The 18,807-nt window shown below is 67.0% G+C and carries 18 protein-coding genes; 5 read left to right on the forward strand and 13 right to left on the reverse strand.

Going from position 1 to position 18,807, the window contains the following annotated elements; all coding sequences use genetic code 11:
* Positions 1-8 precede the first annotated feature (8 nt).
* The 11 genes from H556_RS0102670 to folK all read right to left on the reverse strand — a co-directional run bounded on the left by H556_RS0102670 (position 9) and on the right by folK (position 9,955).
* Positions 9-1,247: a serine hydrolase domain-containing protein gene (locus H556_RS0102670; protein ID WP_024352973.1), complete on the reverse strand. Its 1,239-nt coding sequence runs from the start codon at positions 1,245-1,247 to the stop codon at positions 9-11.
* 4 nt (positions 1,248-1,251) lie between these two features.
* On the reverse strand, positions 1,252-2,217 hold the full coding sequence (era, locus tag H556_RS0102675; protein WP_024352974.1) for a GTPase Era: 966 nt from the start codon (positions 2,215-2,217) through the stop codon (positions 1,252-1,254).
* Entirely contained in the window at positions 2,214-2,930 is a 717-nt protein-coding gene (rnc, locus tag H556_RS0102680; RefSeq protein WP_024352975.1) for a ribonuclease III, read from the reverse strand. Before rnc ends, era begins: the two co-directional genes overlap by 4 nt.
* Positions 2,930-3,856, reverse strand: coding sequence for a signal peptidase I (gene lepB, locus H556_RS0102685; RefSeq protein ID WP_024352976.1), 927 nt, complete (start codon positions 3,854-3,856; stop codon positions 2,930-2,932). Before lepB ends, rnc begins: the two co-directional genes overlap by 1 nt.
* A gap of 112 nt (positions 3,857-3,968) precedes the next feature.
* Positions 3,969-4,370: a holo-ACP synthase gene (gene acpS / locus H556_RS0102690; protein WP_024352977.1), complete on the reverse strand. Its 402-nt coding sequence runs from the start codon at positions 4,368-4,370 to the stop codon at positions 3,969-3,971.
* Complete coding sequence (locus tag H556_RS0102695) at positions 4,367-5,125, reverse strand: pyridoxine 5'-phosphate synthase (RefSeq protein WP_024352978.1); 759 nt, start codon at positions 5,123-5,125, stop codon at positions 4,367-4,369. The genes acpS and H556_RS0102695 overlap by 4 nt, the downstream gene beginning before the upstream one ends.
* A 15-nt stretch (positions 5,126-5,140) precedes the next feature.
* Positions 5,141-5,725, reverse strand: a complete 585-nt coding sequence (pyrE, locus tag H556_RS0102700; RefSeq protein WP_024352979.1) for an orotate phosphoribosyltransferase — start codon at positions 5,723-5,725, stop codon at positions 5,141-5,143.
* Between the two features lie 45 nt (positions 5,726-5,770).
* The gene (locus tag H556_RS0102705) at positions 5,771-6,550 is read right to left on the reverse strand and encodes a TIGR00730 family Rossman fold protein (RefSeq protein ID WP_024352980.1); all 780 of its coding nucleotides are present in this window, start codon (positions 6,548-6,550) and stop codon (positions 5,771-5,773) included.
* 36 nt (positions 6,551-6,586) lie between these two features.
* A complete protein-coding gene (locus H556_RS0102710; RefSeq protein WP_169469179.1) occupies positions 6,587-8,740 on the reverse strand; it encodes a RelA/SpoT family protein in 2,154 nt (717 codons plus the stop codon).
* A gap of 170 nt (positions 8,741-8,910) precedes the next feature.
* Entirely contained in the window at positions 8,911-9,270 is a 360-nt protein-coding gene (gene rpoZ / locus H556_RS0102715) for a DNA-directed RNA polymerase subunit omega (RefSeq protein WP_024352982.1), read from the reverse strand.
* A gap of 130 nt (positions 9,271-9,400) precedes the next feature.
* Positions 9,401-9,955, reverse strand: coding sequence for a 2-amino-4-hydroxy-6-hydroxymethyldihydropteridine diphosphokinase (gene folK, locus H556_RS0102720; protein WP_029673151.1), 555 nt, complete (start codon positions 9,953-9,955; stop codon positions 9,401-9,403).
* Positions 9,956-9,977: 22 nt separating this feature from the next.
* On the opposite strand from folK, the gene H556_RS0102725 reads away from it, so the two are divergent.
* Both H556_RS0102725 and H556_RS0102730 read left to right on the forward strand, forming a co-directional pair.
* On the forward strand, positions 9,978-10,559 hold the full coding sequence (locus H556_RS0102725) for a LabA-like NYN domain-containing protein (RefSeq protein WP_024352984.1): 582 nt from the start codon (positions 9,978-9,980) through the stop codon (positions 10,557-10,559).
* Positions 10,556-11,200, forward strand: coding sequence for a uracil-DNA glycosylase (locus H556_RS0102730; RefSeq protein WP_024352985.1), 645 nt, complete (start codon positions 10,556-10,558; stop codon positions 11,198-11,200). The genes H556_RS0102725 and H556_RS0102730 overlap by 4 nt, the downstream gene beginning before the upstream one ends.
* A gap of 4 nt (positions 11,201-11,204) precedes the next feature.
* Here H556_RS0102730 and H556_RS0102735 read toward each other — a convergent pair whose 3' ends face one another.
* The gene (locus tag H556_RS0102735; RefSeq protein ID WP_024352986.1) at positions 11,205-12,413 is read right to left on the reverse strand and encodes an N-acetylmuramoyl-L-alanine amidase family protein; all 1,209 of its coding nucleotides are present in this window, start codon (positions 12,411-12,413) and stop codon (positions 11,205-11,207) included.
* Positions 12,414-12,862: 449 nt separating this feature from the next.
* Here H556_RS0102735 and H556_RS0102740 point away from each other — a divergent pair, with 449 nt between their 5' ends.
* The 3 genes from H556_RS0102740 to H556_RS0102750 are packed head-to-tail and all read left to right on the forward strand — an operon-like array spanning position 12,863 to position 17,893.
* The gene (locus H556_RS0102740; RefSeq protein ID WP_024352987.1) at positions 12,863-15,571 is read left to right on the forward strand and encodes an Rne/Rng family ribonuclease; all 2,709 of its coding nucleotides are present in this window, start codon (positions 12,863-12,865) and stop codon (positions 15,569-15,571) included.
* 54 nt (positions 15,572-15,625) lie between these two features.
* Positions 15,626-17,050, forward strand: coding sequence for a M48 family metalloprotease (locus H556_RS0102745; protein ID WP_024352988.1), 1,425 nt, complete (start codon positions 15,626-15,628; stop codon positions 17,048-17,050).
* Positions 17,051-17,095: 45 nt separating this feature from the next.
* Positions 17,096-17,893 (forward strand): thioredoxin domain-containing protein, encoded by a 798-nt coding sequence (locus H556_RS0102750; protein WP_024352989.1) that lies wholly within the window; start codon positions 17,096-17,098, stop codon positions 17,891-17,893.
* Positions 17,894-17,918: 25 nt separating this feature from the next.
* Here the strand turns inward: H556_RS0102750 and H556_RS0102755 are convergent, their stop codons facing one another.
* Complete coding sequence (locus tag H556_RS0102755) at positions 17,919-18,707, reverse strand: thiazole synthase (RefSeq protein WP_024352990.1); 789 nt, start codon at positions 18,705-18,707, stop codon at positions 17,919-17,921.
* Positions 18,708-18,807: the final 100 nt, after the last annotated feature.

An 18,807-nucleotide genomic window follows, 5' to 3' on the forward strand; every position in this document is an offset into this window, starting at 1 on the left:
TCGTCGCCCTAGCGCGCCAGCGCGGCCGGGACCGGGCGGCCGAGAGCCTCGGCCATGGCCTGCTGATTGAGCAAAAGCACCAGGTCGCGCAGGTGGTAGTTGTTCGACAGCACCACCACCGTCACCTCCTGATCCGGCTGATAGGACACCAGGTTGCGGAAACCCGCCCAACTGCCGGTGTGATAGATCTGGCGGTCGCTGAACGGCGCCGAAGTCCGCTCGCCCAGAGCGCTGACATAGAGGCCATAGCCATAGGCGCGGTGCGGGCCGCGCCGCTCCGGCATATCGTCCGGCGCATGGTCGGCGATCAGGTCGGCATAGGCCTTTTGGCTCAGCACATGGCCATGATGCAGGCCACGGTTCCAGGCCAGCATGTCATCCAGCGTCGAGTAAAGCGCCCCTGCCCCCGCCACGATGCTGACGTTGGCGATCGGCTGCGGCGTCAGCCCGGCCGGAAACAGGCCGTAGCCCATAGCCAGTCCCTGAGCGTCGTCGTTCACGTCCGAGCCGGTGTCCTTCATGCCCAGCGGCCTGAGGATGGACTGCTCCATATAGTCTTCGAACGCCATGCCGCTGGCCTTGGCCACGATCACGGCGGCCAGGTTGAAGGCGGCGTTATTGTAGCGGATTTTGGTTCCCGGCTCGAACTGCAGGCCATAGCGGGCCGAGGTCTCGGTCAGTTCCTGCGGCGTGCGACGGGTGACGCGGATGCGCCCCCATTCGGCCTGAGCCATCAGGTCCGGGATGCCCGAGGTGTGCGACAGCAGGTGATGGATGCGCAGCGGCGCCCATGCGGCGGGGCACGGCTCGATCCACTTGCAGACGGGATCGTCAACCGACAGCTTGCCCTCGTCCTGAAGCTTCAGGACAGCGACGGCCGTGAACTGCTTGGACACCGAGGCCAGGCGGAATCGGGTGTCCAGTGCGAACGGCGTGTCCTGCTCATAATTCGCCTTGCCGTAGACCTGGCGGAACAAGACCTGATCGCCTTTGGCCACCAGGACGGCGCCGGTGAACTGTTTGGTCGCAGCCAGGTGATCCAGCCGTTCCTTCAACTGCGGCAGGGCCTCGACCACTTCGACCGGCGGGCGCTTCGGCGTAGCCGGCTGGTTGACGACCGCCGCCTGGGTCTCCGGCGCGACAGCGTTGAGGAACCACGCGCCCGCCCCGGCCGATATCAGGCCGGCGGCGACGAGCGAGCCGAGAAACCAGGGCCTGCCGCCCGCGGTCTTGGGAACGATGAACACGAGACTAGACGTCAAACTCCAGGCCGAACTGGGCGTACAATGCCTTTGAGTCTTGCCATTTGGGATCGACCTTGACGGTCAAAAACAGGTGAACGGGCCGATCCAGGATCTCGATCAGCTCTTCACGCGCCTTCTGGCCGATCCATTTCAGGGTCTGGCCTCCCTTGCCCAGAACGATCGGGCGCTGGCTTTCACGCTCGACATAGATGGTCTGTTCGATGCGGGCCGAGCCGTCGGCGCGGTCCTCGAAGCTGGTCGTCTCGACCGCCGCCGAATAGGGCAGTTCTTCGTGCACGCGCAGATAGACCTTCTCGCGCGTGATCTCGGCGGCCAGAACGCGCAGGGGCACGTCCGCCGACTGGTCTTCGGGGTACAGCCACGGGCCTTCCGGCATGGCCATCGCCAACCGCGTCATCAGATCGTCCACACCGTCGCCGCTCAGCGCCGAGATCATGAAGACCTCGGAATAGACGCCCGTCTCGAACAGGCGCTGCGACAGGGCCAGCAGGGTGTCCCGGCGCATCCCGTCGATCTTGTTCAGCGCCAGAATGACCTTGGTGTCCGTCGCCTGCAGGTTGGCGATGATGGTCTCCGTGTCCTCAGCCGAGCGACGGTCGGCAGGCGTGCCTTCACGGCCCTCGGCGTCGATATGCGACTGGGCGTCGATCAGGTGGACGACGACATCGGCGTCCTGCGCGCCGCCCCAGGCCGAGGCGACCATGGCGCGATCCAGACGGCGGCGCGGCGTGAAGATGCCGGGCGTGTCCACCAGCACGATCTGGGCGTCGCCCTTGATGGCGATGCCGCGCACGGGAAAGCGCGTGGTCTGCACCTTCTGGGTGACGATGGAGACCTTGGAGCCCGTCAACCGGTTCACCAGCGTCGACTTGCCTGCATTGGGCGCGCCGATGATGGCGGCGAAACCCGCGTGCTGGTTGCTGATCTCGGTGGTTTCGGGAGTTTCGGTCAAATCACGCCTTCACGTTTCAAAAGAGCGATGGCTGCGGCCTTTTCCGCCTCCTGTCGCGAACGCCCTTGAGCTCGGGCGGGTTCATATCCTGTCACCGTCGCCTCGACCGTAAAGGTCGGCGCGTGGTCCGAGCCGGTGCGCTGGACCACCGCATAGGTCGGCAGCGGGCGGCCCTGGCCCTGCGCCCATTCCTGCAGGGCGGACTTGGGATTGGTGATGGCCGGCGCCGGGGGCGCCGCCAGTTCTTCGGCCCAGGCGCGCTCGAACACGGCCTGAGCCGCGATCAGGCCGCCGTCGCGATAGACAGCCGCCAGGATCGCCTCAACAGCATCGGCGATGACTCCGGCCTTTCTGCGGCCGCCGGTCTTGGTCTCGCCGGGCGACAGGCGCAGGGCGTCGCCCACGCCCAGCGCCTCGCCCACGCGGGCGCAGGCGCTCTTGTCCACCAGGGCGTGCAGGCGGGCCGAAAGCTGCCCCTCGTCCGCCGCCGGGAAGTCGCGCACCAGACGGTCCGCGACCAGCAGGCCCAGCACCCGGTCGCCCAGGAACTCCAGCCGCTCATTGTCGGCCGGAACCTGCGGCCCGGCGCCCTCGCCTACGCTGGAGTGCGTCAGGGCATGCTCCAGCAGGGAGGCGTCCTTGAAGTCATGCCCCATACGGCGACGCAGGGCCGCCACGGCCTCGGCGCGCACATTCGTGCGTCCGCCCGCCATCAGTCGAGGATCTTGAAGAACCGGCTGAAGCGCACATTGGCGAACCAGCTGACCGGGTTGAACAGCGAGGCGCCCGGCGTCCACGAGAACATGATGATCTCGGCCTTGCCGACCAGATTCTCGGCCGGAACCATGCCCACGCCCGAGGACATCTCGACACGGCTGTCGATGGAGTTGTCGCGGTTGTCGCCCATCATGAAGTAGTGGCCGGCCGGAACCTCATACAGGGGCGTGTCGTCCAGTTCGTTGCCGGGGCCGAAGTCCTGGGTCATGAAGCTCTTGCCGCCCGGCAGGGTCTCGCGCACCTGGGTCACGGCGCGCGGGCCGAACATGTCCGCCATCTCGGCGCGGGTGACCACCACGTCCTGAACCGGCGCGCCGTTGATGTAGAGCTTGTTGGCGATCATCTGCACCTTGTCGCCCGGCAGGCCGATCACGCGCTTGATGTAGTCGGTCTTGTTGTCGCGCGGCAGCTTGAACACGGCGATGTCGCCGCGCGCAGGCTCGCGCCCCAGGATGCGGCCGTTGAACACCGGCGGGCTGAACGGGATCGAGTGCTTGGAATAGCCGTACGACCACTTCGACACGACGATGTAGTCGCCCTCGTACAGGTTCGGCTCCATCGAGGCCGAGGGGATGGTGAAGGGCTGGAACAGCAGCACCCGCAGCACCAGCGCGATCAGCAGGGCGAAAACAACGGTCTTGATGATCTCGACCGTTTCGTTGTTCGCGGACTTTTCTTTCTTCACTCGCTTGGCCTTCCTGGAGCGCCGGGGCGCATAGATCGGGGTCTCGCTGTCGAGCGCCTCGGGGTCATCCCCCATGTCGAAAGGCGCGTCGCCGTCGTCGCTCCAGATCGGCCGTTGGTCTGCCGGATCGAGGGCTGGATCGGCCGCTGCGCCGTTCGCCTTGGGGTCGTCGCTCATCGTCTGCTCGAATCCCCCGCCGAACGCGGGGTTTGAAGGTCGAGGCGTAGTCTCTGAAATCGCCGCGAGCAAGACTTTGGATGATGAAGGAACCGCAACCTTCGCGGCGGCGTCAGGCCCTGGGCAGGGCCTCGATCACCACGAAGGCGAGCGCATAGGGATGTTCGTCGCTGAGGGTCAGGTGGATGCGCGCCTCATGACCCGGCGGCGTCAGGCGGGCCAGATGTTCGGCCGCGTGGCCGGTCAGGGCCAGGGTCGGCTGCCCAGACGGCAGGTTCACTACCCCCATGTCGCGCCAGTAGACGTCGGAGCGCATCCCGGTGCCCAGCGCCTTGGCGCAGGCTTCCTTGGCGGCGAACCGCTTGGCGTAGCTCCACGCCGGGTCGGCCTTCCGGTCCGAACGGGTCCGCTCCAGCTCGGTGAAGACCCGCTGTTTGAAACGGTCGCCGAAACGGTCCAGCGACGCCTGAATGCGCCGGATGTCCGACAGATCGGCGCCGACGCCGATAATCACGACCCGGCCCCGAGCGTGGCCTCGTCCATCGCCGCCCGCATCCGGCGGATGGCGGCGTCCAACCCGACGAAGACCGCCTCCCCGATCAGGAAGTGGCCGATGTTCAGTTCAACGATCTCGGGAATGGCCAGGATCGACCCCGCCGTGGCGTAGTTCAGACCGTGGCCCGCATGGACCTCCAGCCCCAGAATATCGGCCTGGGCGGCGGCGGCGGCGATACGCTCGAACTCGGCTTCACGCTCGGCCGGATCGCCCAGCAGGCAATAGCGGCCGGTGTGGAATTCGACTACCTGGGCGCCGACGGCGGCCGCGGCCTCGACCTGGTCCTCGGACGGCTCGATGAACAGGCTGACGCGGATTTCGGCGTCCGACAGGGCCTTCACCACCGGGGCGATGCGGGCCTCATGACCGGCCACAGCCAGACCGCCCTCGGTCGTGACCTCCTCGCGGCGTTCGGGCACCAGACAGGCGGCGTGCGGCGTGTGGCGCAGGGCGATGGCCAGCATCTCTTCCGTCACCGCCATCTCGAAGTTCAGCGGCTTGTCCGCGCGGCGGCACAGGGCCGTCAGCACGTCGATGTCGGCGTCGGTGATGTGACGGCGATCCTCGCGCAGATGGGCGGTGATGCCGTCGGCTCCGGCCGCCAGCGCCGCCTCGGCCGCGCGGGCCGGATCGGGATGAGCGCCGCCGCGCGCGTTACGAACCGTGGCGACGTGGTCGATATTGACGCCCAGGCGAACCCGCTGACGCTTCATCCCGTTCTCTCTTCTCTACTTGGACAATCGGCGGCTGCCCGGATCCTCGACCGGCAGGGCGGCCAGTTCCGGCGGCAGGGCGTCGGCTGGATAGGCCGGGACCTCCATCGAGGCGAGGGCGATCAGGGGCACGCCCACATCGACCTTGCCGCCCGAGCGATCGACGATGCAGGCGGCGGCGACGACATGGCCGCCCGCCTTCTGGATCGCGGCGATGCATTCGCGCGAAGAAAGCCCCGTGGTGACGATGTCCTCGACCATGACGATCTTCTCGCCCGGCTCGACCGAGAAGCCGCGACGCAGTTTGAATTCGCCGCCCTCGCGCTCGACGTACATGGAGCGGACGTTCAGGTGCTTGGCTGTCTCATAGCCGGGGATGATGCCGCCGACGGCGGGCGAGATCGCCGCATCGACCGGGCCGACCGTGGCAACGATCTTTTCCGCCAACGCCTTGCACAGGCGCTCGCAGCGGGCGCCGTCCATGAAGACCAGGTTCTTCTGCAGGAAGACCGGGCTGTGCAGGCCGGACGAGAGGACGAAATGGCCTTCGCGCAGGGCGCCGGCGTCGCGGAATTCGTTGAGGACGTCTTCAGTGTTCATGAACGCCGTCCTTAGACCCTGAGACGGCCGCCCTCAACCCGCGCCCTATTTGATCTCGTGGCCGGGCTTCAGACCGCCTTCCAGCAGCTTGGCCCACACCGTCTCGGCGTCGTCGGCGAAGGCGAACAGATCCATGTCCGAGGCCTTGACCATGCCGTGCTCGATCAGGGCGTCGAAGTTGACGACCGAGCGCCAGTAGGCCTCGTCGAACAGGATGATGGGGATCGGCGGCGCTTTGTCCGTCTGGCGCAGGGTCAGGATTTCAAACAGCTCGTCCAGGGTGCCGAAACCGCCAGGGAAGACCACCAGCGCATTGGCCCGCATGGCCAGGTGCATCTTGCGCATGGCGAAGTAGTGGAACTGGAACGTCAGCTCCGGCGTCGACCAGGGGTTCGGGAACTGTTCGTGCGGCAGGGTGACGTTGAAGCCGATCGACGGCGCCCCCGCCTCGTGCGCGCCCTGGTTGGCAGCCTGCATGATGCCCGGCCCGCCGCCCGTGGCGATGACGTTGTCGCGCACCTCGCCCGGTTCGCCCCTGAAGGCGCCGCCGCGTTCAGAGGCGATGCGGCCGAACTGACGAGCCTGTTCGTACCAATAGGCGTGGCGGCCGTCGCCATTGACGCCCACGCGGGCGCTGCCGAAGACGACGATGGTCGAGCGCACGCCCCAGGCCTTCAGCGCCTGCTCGGCCTTTTCATATTCCATCAGGAAACGCACGCCGCGCATCGATTCGCCCAGCAGGAAGTCCTGATCCAGGGCGGCCAGACGATAGGAGGGCGAGGCCACCTGGGCTTCGTTGGCGAGTCTTTGTTGTTCGGGAGACATTTCGACCTTTGAGAAAATGGATGGCGTCGGCGCGGCTCAGCCGCGCGCGCGATCGACCGTATCGACGTAAGGATTGGCCCTCAGCGCCGCAATGATCATGGTGGCGTGGCGGGCGTCCTCGACCTCCACGTCGATATCGACGTCATAGAAGTCGTGCTGACGATGGGCCATCGACAGGTTCAGGATGTTGCCGCCCGCCTCGCCGATGATGGAGGCCACCTGCCCCAGCACGCCGCGCGCATTGGTCAGGGTGGCGTGCAGCTTGACCGACCCGACCGCGCTGCGCTCGGCCTGCGGCGTCCATTGCAGGTCCTGCCAGACGGAATCGTCGTCGGCGAACTCCGCAAGGCTCTGGCAGTCGATGGTGTGGACCGTCAGCCCCTTGTCCGGCTCAAGAATGCCCACGATGCGGTCGCCCGGCACCGGCGAACAACACTGACCGAAATGGATGCTGACGCCGGGCGTCAGCCCGCCGCCGCGCACGAACAGACGCGGCGATTCCTCGCCGATGCGCTTGCGCTCCGGCCCGGCTTTCAACTGCCCCTTCAGCGCCGGGAACAGGGTCTCGGCCACCCGCGTCGCCGTCAGCCGCCCTCGGCCGATGGCGTCGAACATGTCTTCTTCGGACGGCATGGCGAAGGTCTTCAGCACCTCGGTCAGCTTGACCTCGCCCAGCGACTTGCCCGCCCGCTCCAGCGTCTGTTCCAGCGTCGCCTTGCCCAGACGCACGAACTCTTCGCGTTCGGAAGTACGAATGTGGCGGCGGATGGCCGAGCGGGCGCGGCCCGTGACCGTCAGGCTGCGCCAGTCGGTCGGAATCTCGCGTTTGGTCCCGCGAATGATCTCGACCACGTCGCCGTTCTGAAGCGCGGTGCGCATGGGCTTCAGCTCGCCGTTGATCTTGACCCCGACGGCCGTGTCGCCGACCTCGGTGTGGACGGCATAGGCGAAGTCCAGCGGCATCCCCCCGCGCGGCAGGGTGATCAGCGTCCCCTTCGGCGTGAAGACGAAGACCTGGTCCAGGTACATTTCGAGCTTGGCGTGCTCGACCCAGTCTTCGCCACCCTCTCCGTGCTCGATCACCTGAACCAGATGGCGCAGGTTCAGCAGGGGGTCGCGGCCGCCATCGGCCTCCATCGCCTCGCGGTCGAAGCCATAGGACTGATTCTTGTAGCGCCAGTGCGCCGCCACCCCGTCCTCGGCCACCCGGTCCATCGCCTCGGTGCGGATCTGCATCTCGATGCGCAGGCCGCCCGGCCCGACCACCGTGGTGTGCAGCGAGCGGTAGTTGTTCGACTTGGGCGTCGAGATGAAGTCCTTGAACCGTTCCGGCACCATCGGCCAGGCGCGGTGGATGACGCCCAGGGCGCGGTAACAGTCGTCCTCGCTCTCCACGATGACGCGGAAGCCGTAGATGTCCGACAGGGACGAAAAGCCGACCGTCTTGCGCTGCAGCTTGCGCCAGATGGAATAGGGCGTCTTCTCCCGCCCCTTGACCCGCGCCTGCACCCCGGCTTCGGCCAGGACGCGCTCGATCTCGGGCGAGACGGCCTCGATGGCGCTGCCGTTCTCGAGCTTCAGGGCTTCCAGACGACGCTGGATGGCGACGCGGGCCGTGGCGTTCAGATGCTCGAACGCCAGTTCTTCCAGCTCGGCGGCGATGGAGTGGATGCCGATCGACCGGCCCAGCGGGGCGTAGACTTCCAGCGTCTCGCGGCTGATGCGCTCGCGCTTCTCCGGCTTAACGAAGTGAAGAGTGCGCATGTTGTGCAGCCGGTCGGCCAGCTTGACCAGCAGCACCCGCACGTCGCGCGAAATGGCCAGGATGAATTTGCGCAGGTTCTCGGCCTGGCGCGTATGCTCGGCCTGAAGCTCCAGCCGCGACAGCTTGGTCACGCCCTCGACCAAGACGGCGATCTCCTCGCCGAACATGTCCGCAATGTCGTCGCGGGTGGCCGAGGTGTCCTCGACCACGTCGTGCAGCAGGGCCGTGACGATGGTCGCCGTGTCCAGCCGATAGTCCGTCAGAATGCCCGCGACCTGGATCGGATGGGCGAAATAGGGATCGCCCGAGGCCCGCAGCTGCGAGCCGTGCATCTTCATCGCATAGACATAGGCGCGGTTCAGCAGCGCCTCATCGGCGGTCGGGTCATAGGCCTTGACCGCCTCGATCAGTTCGAACTGGCGCATGATCGGTGCGCGCTTGGTATCAGACAATGCAGGGCCTTCAGACGACTTCGGCGCCGCCTCGGGAAGAGACGACGCCGATGTCTTGTCCTGCAGATTCGCGGCGGGGTCCATCGGCGAGTCTGTTTGAGACCGCGCCGCCCGTCGAGCTACCTTGGTGACCGGATCGGTCGTCAGTAGCGCTCCTCCTGGCCCCCGTCCCGGTCGCTCTGCAGCGCGCGGATCAGTTCGGCTTCGGCCATGTTCATGTGCTGCGGCTCGGCCAGCAGGGCCACGACTTCGGCTTCGTCCTCGGCCTCGGTGCGCTCATCGACGCGCTGCAGGGTGGTGATGATGTTCTCGCGCAGTTCTTCCGGCACGACGGTCTCGTCGGCCAGTTCGCGCAGGGCGACGACCGGGTTCTTGTCGTTGTCGCGATCCAGCGTCAGCGGGGCGCCGTTGGCGATGTTGCGGGCGCGGTGGCCGGCCATCAGAACCAGACCAAAGCGGTTCGGCACCTTTTCGATGCAGTCTTCGACAGTGACGCGGGCCATGAAAATCCTCTGGCGGCAGGGAGAACCGCACAAAATATAGGTTGAAAGCCGATTGTGCAACGCCGCGAAGGCGTCATTGAGGCGGATCGGCGTCCGTCGCCCCTCCCCTCGCCCGACAGACCATCCCGCGTCAAGCCCTGCGCAGGGGGAAGGCGTCGCGCCCGACCTCGGCTGCATCCGCTAGATCGCGCGCCATCCGGCCGCAGAGCGGATGCCTCCACTCCGGCGCCAACTCGGCCAGCGGCCCCATAACGAACAGCCGCTGGGCCGCGCGCGGATGCGGCAGGATCAGCCCGTCGAGGTCGCCGCTCAGCCGCCCATAGGCGATCAGATCCAGATCCAGCGTGCGCGGCGCGTTGCGCGTGGTGCGCACCCGCCCGCAGACATCCTCGATCCGCGCCAGCGTCCGCATAAGAGTGGGGGCGTCCTGGGCGGTGCTGACGATCGCCACCCCATTCAGGAACGGCGGATCGGTCGGATCGGGCCAGGCCTGCGACGACCACCAGGACGACCGCGCCAGCACATCCACCCCCTCGGCGCGAAACCGGGCCAGCCCTGCCTCCAGCGCCTCAATGCAGGACGACCATGCGCCCTTGTCATTGCAGCCAAGGGCGACGATGACTGCGTCGTCCAGATCGAAGGCTGTTTCGGCCGCGTCGTTCCGGGCGTTCATTTTCTCGACCATTCCGACGGACTCATTTTTCTGCATGACCGACCACCCCGACGACCGCATCGCCCTGTTCCTCGACGGCGCCAATCTCTATTCGGCCGCGCGCGCCCTGAACTGCGATCTGGACTTCAAGAAGCTGTCTCAGCGCTTCACCGGCGAAGGCCGGCTGATCCGCGCCTATTATTACACAGCGGTGATCGAGGGCGAGGAATTCTCGCCGATCCGGCCCCTGGTCGACTGGCTCGACTACAACGGCTTCACCGTCGTGACCAAGCCGGTCAAACGCTATGTCGATGCTCAGGGCCACAGCCGCACCAAGGGCAATATGGACATCGAGATCGCGGTCGACATGCTGGAACTGGCGTCACGCCTGGATCATGCCGTGCTGTTCTCCGGCGACGGCGACTTCCGCCGCCTGGTGCAGGCCATGCAGTCCAAGGGCGTGCGCGTCACCGTCGTCTCGACGGTCAAGAGCCAGCCGCCCCAGATCTCGGACGACCTGCGCCGTCAGGCCGACGCCTTCATCGACCTGGCCGACATCGTCAATGAGGTGGGCAAGCCCAAGGCCCCGATGAATCAGGGCGTGACCCGCACCCTGGATCGGAACGACCGCGCGTGAGCGCTCTTCTGAACCCGGAGCCGCCCCGCGACTGCCCTCTCTGCCCGCGTCTGGTCGCCTATCGGGCCGAGAACGCGCGCCAGAACCCGGACTGGTGGAACGGCCCTGCGCCTTCGTTCGGCGACCCGGACGCGCGCCTGCTGATCGCGGGACTGGCGCCGGGGCGCACCGGCGCCAACCGCACCGGCCGCCCCTTCACCGGGGATCACGCAGGCTGGCTGCTGTACGACACGCTGAAGAAGACCGGCTTCGCGGAAGGTCGCTACGATCCCGACGGCGACGACGATCTGCGACTGGTCGACTGCATGATCACCAACGCCGTGCGCTGCGCCCCGCCTCAGAACAAACCGACGGCGACGGAAGAGAACACGTGCCGCCCCTTCCTTGTGGATCGGCTGGCCGCCCTGCCCCGGCTGAAGGTGATCGTGACGCTGGGCGACGTGTCCCGGCGCAGCATCCTGCGGACGCTGGGCTATCCCGGCTCGGCCATTCCCGCGGGACACGGCGTCGAGGGCAAGGTCGGCGCCTATACGCTGATCAACAGCTATCACTGCTCACGGCTGAACACGAACACGGGCCGCCTGACCGCCGAGATGTTCGAGGACATCTTCAGGCGGGCGAAGGCGGCGCTGGAGGCCTGAGGCTTCAGCCCCCGGCGATCTCGCCGGCGACCATCACCGGGGCGGCGGGTTCGCGGAAATAGCGGTCGATGCCCTCGGCGACCGAGCGCATCAGGCGGCGGCGGGCGCGTTCGTCGGTCAGGACGCGCTCGTCTTCCGGATTGGTGATGAAGCCCATCTCCAGCAGCACGGCGGGCACGTCAGGCGCCAGCAGCACCGCCAGACCCGCGTCGCGATGGCTGCGGCGCAGCAGGGGATGGTTGTCGCCCTCGATATGGGTCAGCAGCACCCGCGCGAACTGGGCCGAGCGGTTCTGGGTGGCGCGCTGGGTCATGTCCAGCAGGATGCGGTCGACCGAGGGATCGCGCCCCGGCAGGCGCAGATCACGCTGCCAGTCTTCGCCCTTGGTGAACTCGCGCACGGCCCGTCCGGCGCCCTGTTCGGACAGGGTGTAGACGCTGGCGCCGCGCAGCGCCGGGTCGGAACCGGCGTCGGCGTGCAGGGAGATGAACAGGTCCGCGCCCGCATCGCGCGCCACCTGAACCCGGCGACCGTGGGCCACATAGATGTCGCCGTCGCGCGTCAGCCGCACGCGATAACGGCCGGTGCGCTCCAGCGCGGCCTTCAGTTCCTGAGCGGCGGCCAGGGTGACGGCCTTTTCCTGAACATGCTGCCCTTGCGCGCCCGGATCGCGGCCGCCGTGGCCCGCGTCGATGACGATCAGGGGTTTCTCAGCACGGGCCTGCTCGCGGCGCGGGGCGACGACGGGCGCAGCCGCCGCGCCTGTCGCCTTCAGGTCGATGACATAGCGATAGTGGTCCACCCCGTCGCCGGGCGGCAGCAGGAAACGACGCTCGATCTCAGCGCCGCGCGCGAGGTCCAGACGCACGCGCGATGAAGAGCCCGAAGCCGACACCTCATAGCCGCGCACCAACCCCGAGCCTGAACCGTCCAGCCCCCGTCCCGGCTGAACGCCCGACAGCGCCAGGATGACCCGCCCGGACGACCCGTCCTCGATCACCTGACCGCGCGTACTGCGGCCCAGATCGACGACGATGCGGGTGCGCTGGGCGTCGCCGCCGAAGCGCAGTCGCATGACTTCTCCGTCCGGCCCGAAGGCCAGCCCACGCCCGGCCGCCAGTACGACCGCGCATACGACGAGAACGGCGACGGCCGTCATCGCCCATTCGCGGACGCCCCAAAGGGCCAGATTGTCACGCCACCGACCGGCCATGAACCGAAGTTACCCTGTAGTTTGTCCCTGCATGATGCCGCCGCAGATTAAGGATTTCGTTAAGACCTCTTACCGTCGCGGTTCTTTTATTTTCCGCCGCATGTGCCTATTATGAGTTCCGCATGCGACTGATCGCGCCGCCCGCAGTTCTGCGGGACCGGGCGCGCCCTCCTCGCGGCGTTGACTTTCACCTATTCCGAGGATCGCCCGGCCTGGCCGACGATCCGGAGAACGGGTTCGGGATGCAGCCCTGATCGGCGCGTTCGGACCCAGGACCGACAACCTTATGGGCCACTACGCCTGCGATCCTCTTCGGCAAGACCTTGCCGCACTCGCTTTCTGCGAGGGGATGACGCGCGCCCCGGCCCCCATTTCCATTCGGCGAGCCGCCCCCATTCCCGCGATTGAACTCGCGGCGCACGGCCTGGCGCGCCTGAGAGAGACCCTTCATGTCAAAAACCATGTTGATCGACGCGGCGCACGCGGAAGAAACGCGCGTCGCGATCGTGGACGGCCGCCAGGTTGAGGAATTCGATTTCGAATCCCGCGCGCGCCGTCAGCTTCGCGGGAACATCTATCTCGCCAAGGTCACCCGCGTAGAGCCCAGCCTGCAGGCCGCCTTCGTCGAATACGGCGGCAACCGCCACGGCTTCCTGGCCTTCAACGAAATCCACCCGGACTATTATCAGATCCCGGTCGCCGACCGCGAAGCCATCATGGCCGAAGCGCAGTCGGACGATGACGACGATCACGACGATCTGGGCCGCGAGAGCGACGACGGCGAATCGGACGGCGGCCTGGCCGACGAGGAGCGCCTGAAGCGTCGCCTGATGCGCCGCTACAAGATTCAGGACGTCATCAAGCGCCGTCAGATTTTGCTGGTGCAGGTCGTCAAGGACGAGCGCGGCGCCAAGGGCGCGGCCCTGACCACCTGGCTGTCGCTGGCTGGCCGCTACTGCGTGCTGATGCCCAACACCGGCAAGGGCGGCGGCATTTCGCGCAAGATCACCAACACCTCGGATCGTCGTCGCCTGAAGGCCGCCGCCGCCGCGCTGAAGGTGCCGCAGGGCATGGGCCTGATCATCCGCACGGCGGGCGCCAAGCGCACCCGCGCCGAGATCAAGCGCGACTATGAATATCTGCTGCGCCTATGGTCGACGATCCGCGAGACGACGCTGGGCTCCAACGCCCCGGCGATGATCTACGAGGAAGAAAACCTGGTCCGCCGCGCCGTGCGCGACATGTATGACAAGGACTTCGACGGCATTCAGGTCGAGGGCGTCGAGGGCTTCAAGCAGGCCCGCGACTTCATGCGCGTGCTGATGCCGTCCCAGGCCAAGAAGATCCACCTCTATCAGGGCTCGCGCCCGCTGTTCGCCTCGAACGGCATCGAAGAGGTGCTGACCCAGATTCACCAGCCGGTCGTGCCGCTGAAGTCGGGCGGCTATCTGGTCATCAACCAGACAGAGGCTCTGGTGGCCATCGACGTGAACTCGGGTCGCGCCACCAAGGAGCGCAACGTCGAGGCCACGGCGACCAAGACCAATATGGAAGCCGCCGTCGAGGCCGCCCGCCAGCTGCGCCTGCGCGACCTGGCCGGTCTGATCGTCATCGACTTCATCGACATGGACGAGGGCAAGAACAACCGCGCGGTTGAGAAGGCCCTCAAGGACGCCCTGGCCAAGGACCGCGCTCGCATCCAGATGGGCCGCATCTCCAGCTTCGGCCTGATGGAGATCAGCCGCCAGCGTCGCCGCCTGGGCGTGATCGAGGGCGCGACCGAGGTCTGCGAATGCTGCCAAGGCGCCGGGCGCGTCCGCTCGGCCGAATCGGCGGCCCTGACCACCCTGCGCGCCGTCGACATCGAGGCCGGAAAGAACGGCGCGGGTTCGGTGAACCTGCGCGTCTCGACCGCCGTGGCGCTGTATATTCTGAACCACAAGCGGGCCTATCTGCAGTCCCTGCTGGAGTTGCGCGGCCTGAACGTCGTCATCCAGATCGACGACAGCCTGGCCCAGGGCGAGCACTCGATCGAGCGCACCGAGACCAATGAGGACTTCGTCGCTCCGGAAAGCCACATCGACCTGGCCGAGCTGGACGACGGCTTCGATGACAGCGCCTTCTCCGACGAGGATGAGGATCACGACGAAGACGAGGACTTCGGCGAAGATCAGGACGAGGCTGAACAGGACTCCGAAGACGAGGACGACGACGAAAGCCGCGCACGTCAGGAACAGGACGATGACGGCCGTGGAGGCCGTCGCCGCCGTCGCCGTCGCGGCGGACGCCGTGAGGACGAAGCCGAAGCCGAAGCCGTCGCCGCAGAGGACGATGACGACGGGCGAGGCGGTCGCCGTCGCCGGGGCCGTCGCGGCGGTCGCCGGGTCCGCGAGGAAGGTGAACGCGACGTCTTCACCTGGGTGCGCGGCCGCACGCCCTCGCTGCAGGACCCCTATGTCTGGTTCGACCCGATCAACCCGACGCCCGTCCGCGCTGAACGCGCTGCAGAGGGGGATGCTGAGCGCAACGACGCACCGCGCGATGTTCACGCCGAACAGGCGAACGAGGGCGAAGGCCGCAACGGCCGCTCGCGCCGTCGTCGCGGTCGTGGTCGCAGCCGAGGCGAGGTAACGCACGACGCCAAGGTCGAGGATCGCGCGGTCAACGAAGGCCTGCCGCCTGTCGGCTCGCCCGACACGCCCATCGCCGTGGTGATCGAAGACGAAACGCCTGCCGTTTCGGCCGACGCCTCGCCCGAAACCGTGACCGAGGCCGCCTCGACGCTGGAACCGGTTGAAGCGCCCAAGCGTCGCCGCGTGCGCCGCAAGGTCACCTCGGCCATCGCCGAGGAACTGAATGAGGTCGCCGCCGAACAACAGGCCGAAGCGCCTGCGGCTGAAGCCGAAACCGTCGCTCAAGAAGCCGAGGTCGAAGCCGAACAACCGGCGCCGGTTCCGGCTGAACTGGACGTCACGCCCGCCGTGGCCGCCCGCATCGAGCAGGCGATCGAAGAGGTCCTGGTCGAAGAAGCCGTCGTCCTGGCTGAACCGATCCCGGCGCCGACGCCTGAAGTCGATATCGCCGCGATCATCGCCGACGATCCGAATCAGATCGGCGCACCGCCCGCCAAGCCGAAACGCGGCTGGTGGCGCCGTTGATCGGACACGATTAGGCTGGAAGCTGCGGGGGAGACCATCGCTCTGGAGTTCTTCATGACCAGGACGCCCCCCGCCGCAACCCGCATCCGGCGCTATCTGGCCGCCGGGGCCTGCGCCCTTGCAGTGCTGACGTCGGCCGCATCAGCGCAGGCCCAGAGCCTGATCCGGGACACCGAGATCGAAGGCATCATCCATGACTGGTCCGAGCCGGTGCTGGACGCCATGGGTCTTGACCCGAACGAGGTCGAGATTCTGCTGGTCAACGACAACGACCTGAACGCCTTCGCCACGCGCGGGCGGATCATGGGGTTGAACACCGGCCTGATTCTGCGGACCAAGAGCCCCAATCAGCTTCTGGGCGTGATCGCCCACGAAGCCGGACACATCAAGAATCGCCACACCCTGCGCGACGGCGCCCAGAACGCCGGGATGCAGCCGATGATCATGACTATGGCGCTGGGCGCCCTGGCCGCGATTGCTGGCGCGCCAGATGCAGGCGCCGCCCTTTTGGCCTCCAGTCAGTATTTCGGCACGCTGGGCGCCCTGCGCTACATGCAGAGTCAGGAAGGCGAGGCTGACATCACCGGCGCTCGCGCCCTTGAACGCGCAGGTGAATCCGGGCGCGGCATGGTCGAGTTCTTCGAGAATTTCCGCTCGCAGGAAATCTTCTCGGACCAGCGCCGTTTCCCCTATTTCCGCAGTCACCCCCTGTCGTCTCAACGGATTGAAGCCCTGCGCCCAGCGGTAGAGGCAGCCTCCAGTTACGACAAACGCGACAGCCCGCAGCGCATGGCCGAGCACGCCCTGGTCCTGGCCAAGATCCGCGCCTTCATGGATGCGCCCAACGCCACCTTGCGCGACTACCCGTCCAGCGACGCCTCCCTGCCCGCCCGCTACGCCCGCGCCATCGCCTGGTTTCGCGACGGCCAGACTCAGAAAGCGCTGGACGCGGTCGACGTGCTGCTGACCGAACAGCCAGAAAACCCCTACTTCTGGGAGCTGAAGGGTCAGATTCTATTCGAGGAAGGCCGTCCGGCCGAGGCGATCGGCGCCCATGAACGCTCCGTCGAGTTGAAGCCGGACGCGCCGCTGCTGCGCATCAACCTGGCCCACGCTCTGATCGAAACCAATGACACGGCCCGGCTGACCGAGGCTGAAGACCAGCTGAAGCGCGCTCTGGCGCTCGAAGGCGACAACAACCTGGCCTGGCGCCTTCTGTCCCAAGCCTATTCCAGCCAGGGTAAGGAGGGTGAGGCGCGCCTGGCCTCGGCTGAATACTGGTTCGCCCTGCGCCGCTCCGAACAGGCAGCCCAGTTCGCCATGCGCGCGCGCGACATGCTGGACCGCAACTCCATCGAATGGCGCCGCGCAACCGATATTGTCCTCGCCTCTGGCGCCACCGAAAAAGACATCACCGACGCCGAGCGCCGCAATGAACAGCGCAGCCGCTCCGGGGTGATCCCGCCCGGCGGGGAATGAGTCATTCCCGCCCCCTGCTGCACTTCTTGATAAGACGAGATCCTGATGACTGAAGACGCGCGCCCCGAACCGACCCCGACCGTCACGCCGAAGAAGGCGCGCCTGGGGCTGTCGGGCACGACGCTGGGCTGGGCCGCCGCCGGGATGTCGGCCGTCGCACTGGCCCTGTCGGCGGCGCCCTATTTGACCGGCGGTTTCGGCGAGCGGGTGCGGGCCTATCTGATCCAGAACCCGCAGGTGCTGGACGAAGTGCTGGCCGCACGTGAAACGGCGGAATCCCAATCGCGCGTTCAGAGCATCAACGCCGCGGCCGCCGCCAATCCGCCCCTGCTGGCCGCCGATCCGCGCGACCCGGCCTTCGGGCCTGAGAACGCCAAGGTGACGGTAATCGAGTTCTTCGACTTCCGCTGCCCCGGCTGCAAGGCGGTGGCCCCCGAATACCGCGCCCTGATGGCCGCCCACCCCGAGGTGCGCTTCGTTTTCAAGGACTGGCCGATCCTGGACCGGGGCGAGGACGTGACGTCCCAATACGCCGCGCGCGCCGCACTGGCCGCGCATCAGCAGGGCAAATACCTCGCCGTCTATGACGCCCTGATGGCCGAGCGCGCGCTGGACCGCGCCGCCATCGACCGCATCCTGACCGACAACGGCGTCGACATGACCAAGGCCAACGCCGCCATCTCGGCCCCCGAGATGACGCGCCACGTCACCGACATCCACACGGCGGCGGCGGCGCTGGGCCTGCAGGGCACGCCGACCTTCTTCATCAACGGCGTCGCCAGCCCCGGCATCGACCCGCGCGAAGTCGGCGCCCTGATCGAAGCGGCCAAGAAAAAGGGCTGACCTTTCGGTCAGCCCCGCTTCATCTTCAGATCAGCCCCGCCAGCGGCGATGATGGATCGGCGTAGAACCGCTTCTTCATACGCCCGGCCAGATAGGATTCGCGCCCGGCGATGACCGCGTGCTTCATGGCGCTGGCCATCAGCAGCGGATCGCGCGCCTCGGCGATGGCCGTGTTCATCAGCACCCCGTCGCAGCCCAGTTCCATGGCGATGGTCGCATCCGACGCCGTGCCGACGCCCGCATCGACCAGCACCGGCACCTTCGATTGCTCGACGATCAGGCGAATGTTGATCGGGTTCTGCACCCCCAGCCCCGAGCCGATCGGCGCGCCCAGCGGCATGATGGCCACGGCGCCCGCGTCCTCCAGCTTGCGCGCATAGACGGGATCGTCGGTGCAATAGACCATGACCTCAAAGCCCTCGGCGGTCAGCAACTTCAGCGACCGCAGCGTCTCCTCCATGTCGGGGAACAGGGTCTTGGGATCCGCCAGAACCTCCAGCTTGACCAGGGTCCAGCCGCCCGCCTCGCGCGCCAGACGCAGGGTCCGCACGGCGTCCTCGCCGGTGAAGCAGCCCGCCGTGTTCGGCAGATAGGTGTATTTCTTCGGGTCGATGAAGTCTGTCAGCACCGGCTGGTTCGGATCGGTCAGGTTCACCCGGCGCACGGCCACGGTGACCATCTCGGCGCCAGACGCCTCGGCCGCCGCCGCGTTCTGGGCGTAGTCGCGATACTTGCCGGTGCCCACGATCAGGCGCGAATTGAAGGTGCGGCCGGCGACGGTCCAGCTGTCGGTGCGGGGAGCGGTGTCAGTCATGCCTAGGGAAGTAGCGCCGCCCGCCGCTGGGGGGAAGCGCCGTTGCGGGATTTGATCGCCCTGCCCTTTTCTACCGCTCATCTCCGTGGGGATGAGCGGA

The sequence above is a fragment of the Brevundimonas naejangsanensis DSM 23858 genome (assembly GCF_000421705.1).
Lineage (GTDB): Bacteria > Pseudomonadota > Alphaproteobacteria > Caulobacterales > Caulobacteraceae > Brevundimonas > Brevundimonas naejangsanensis.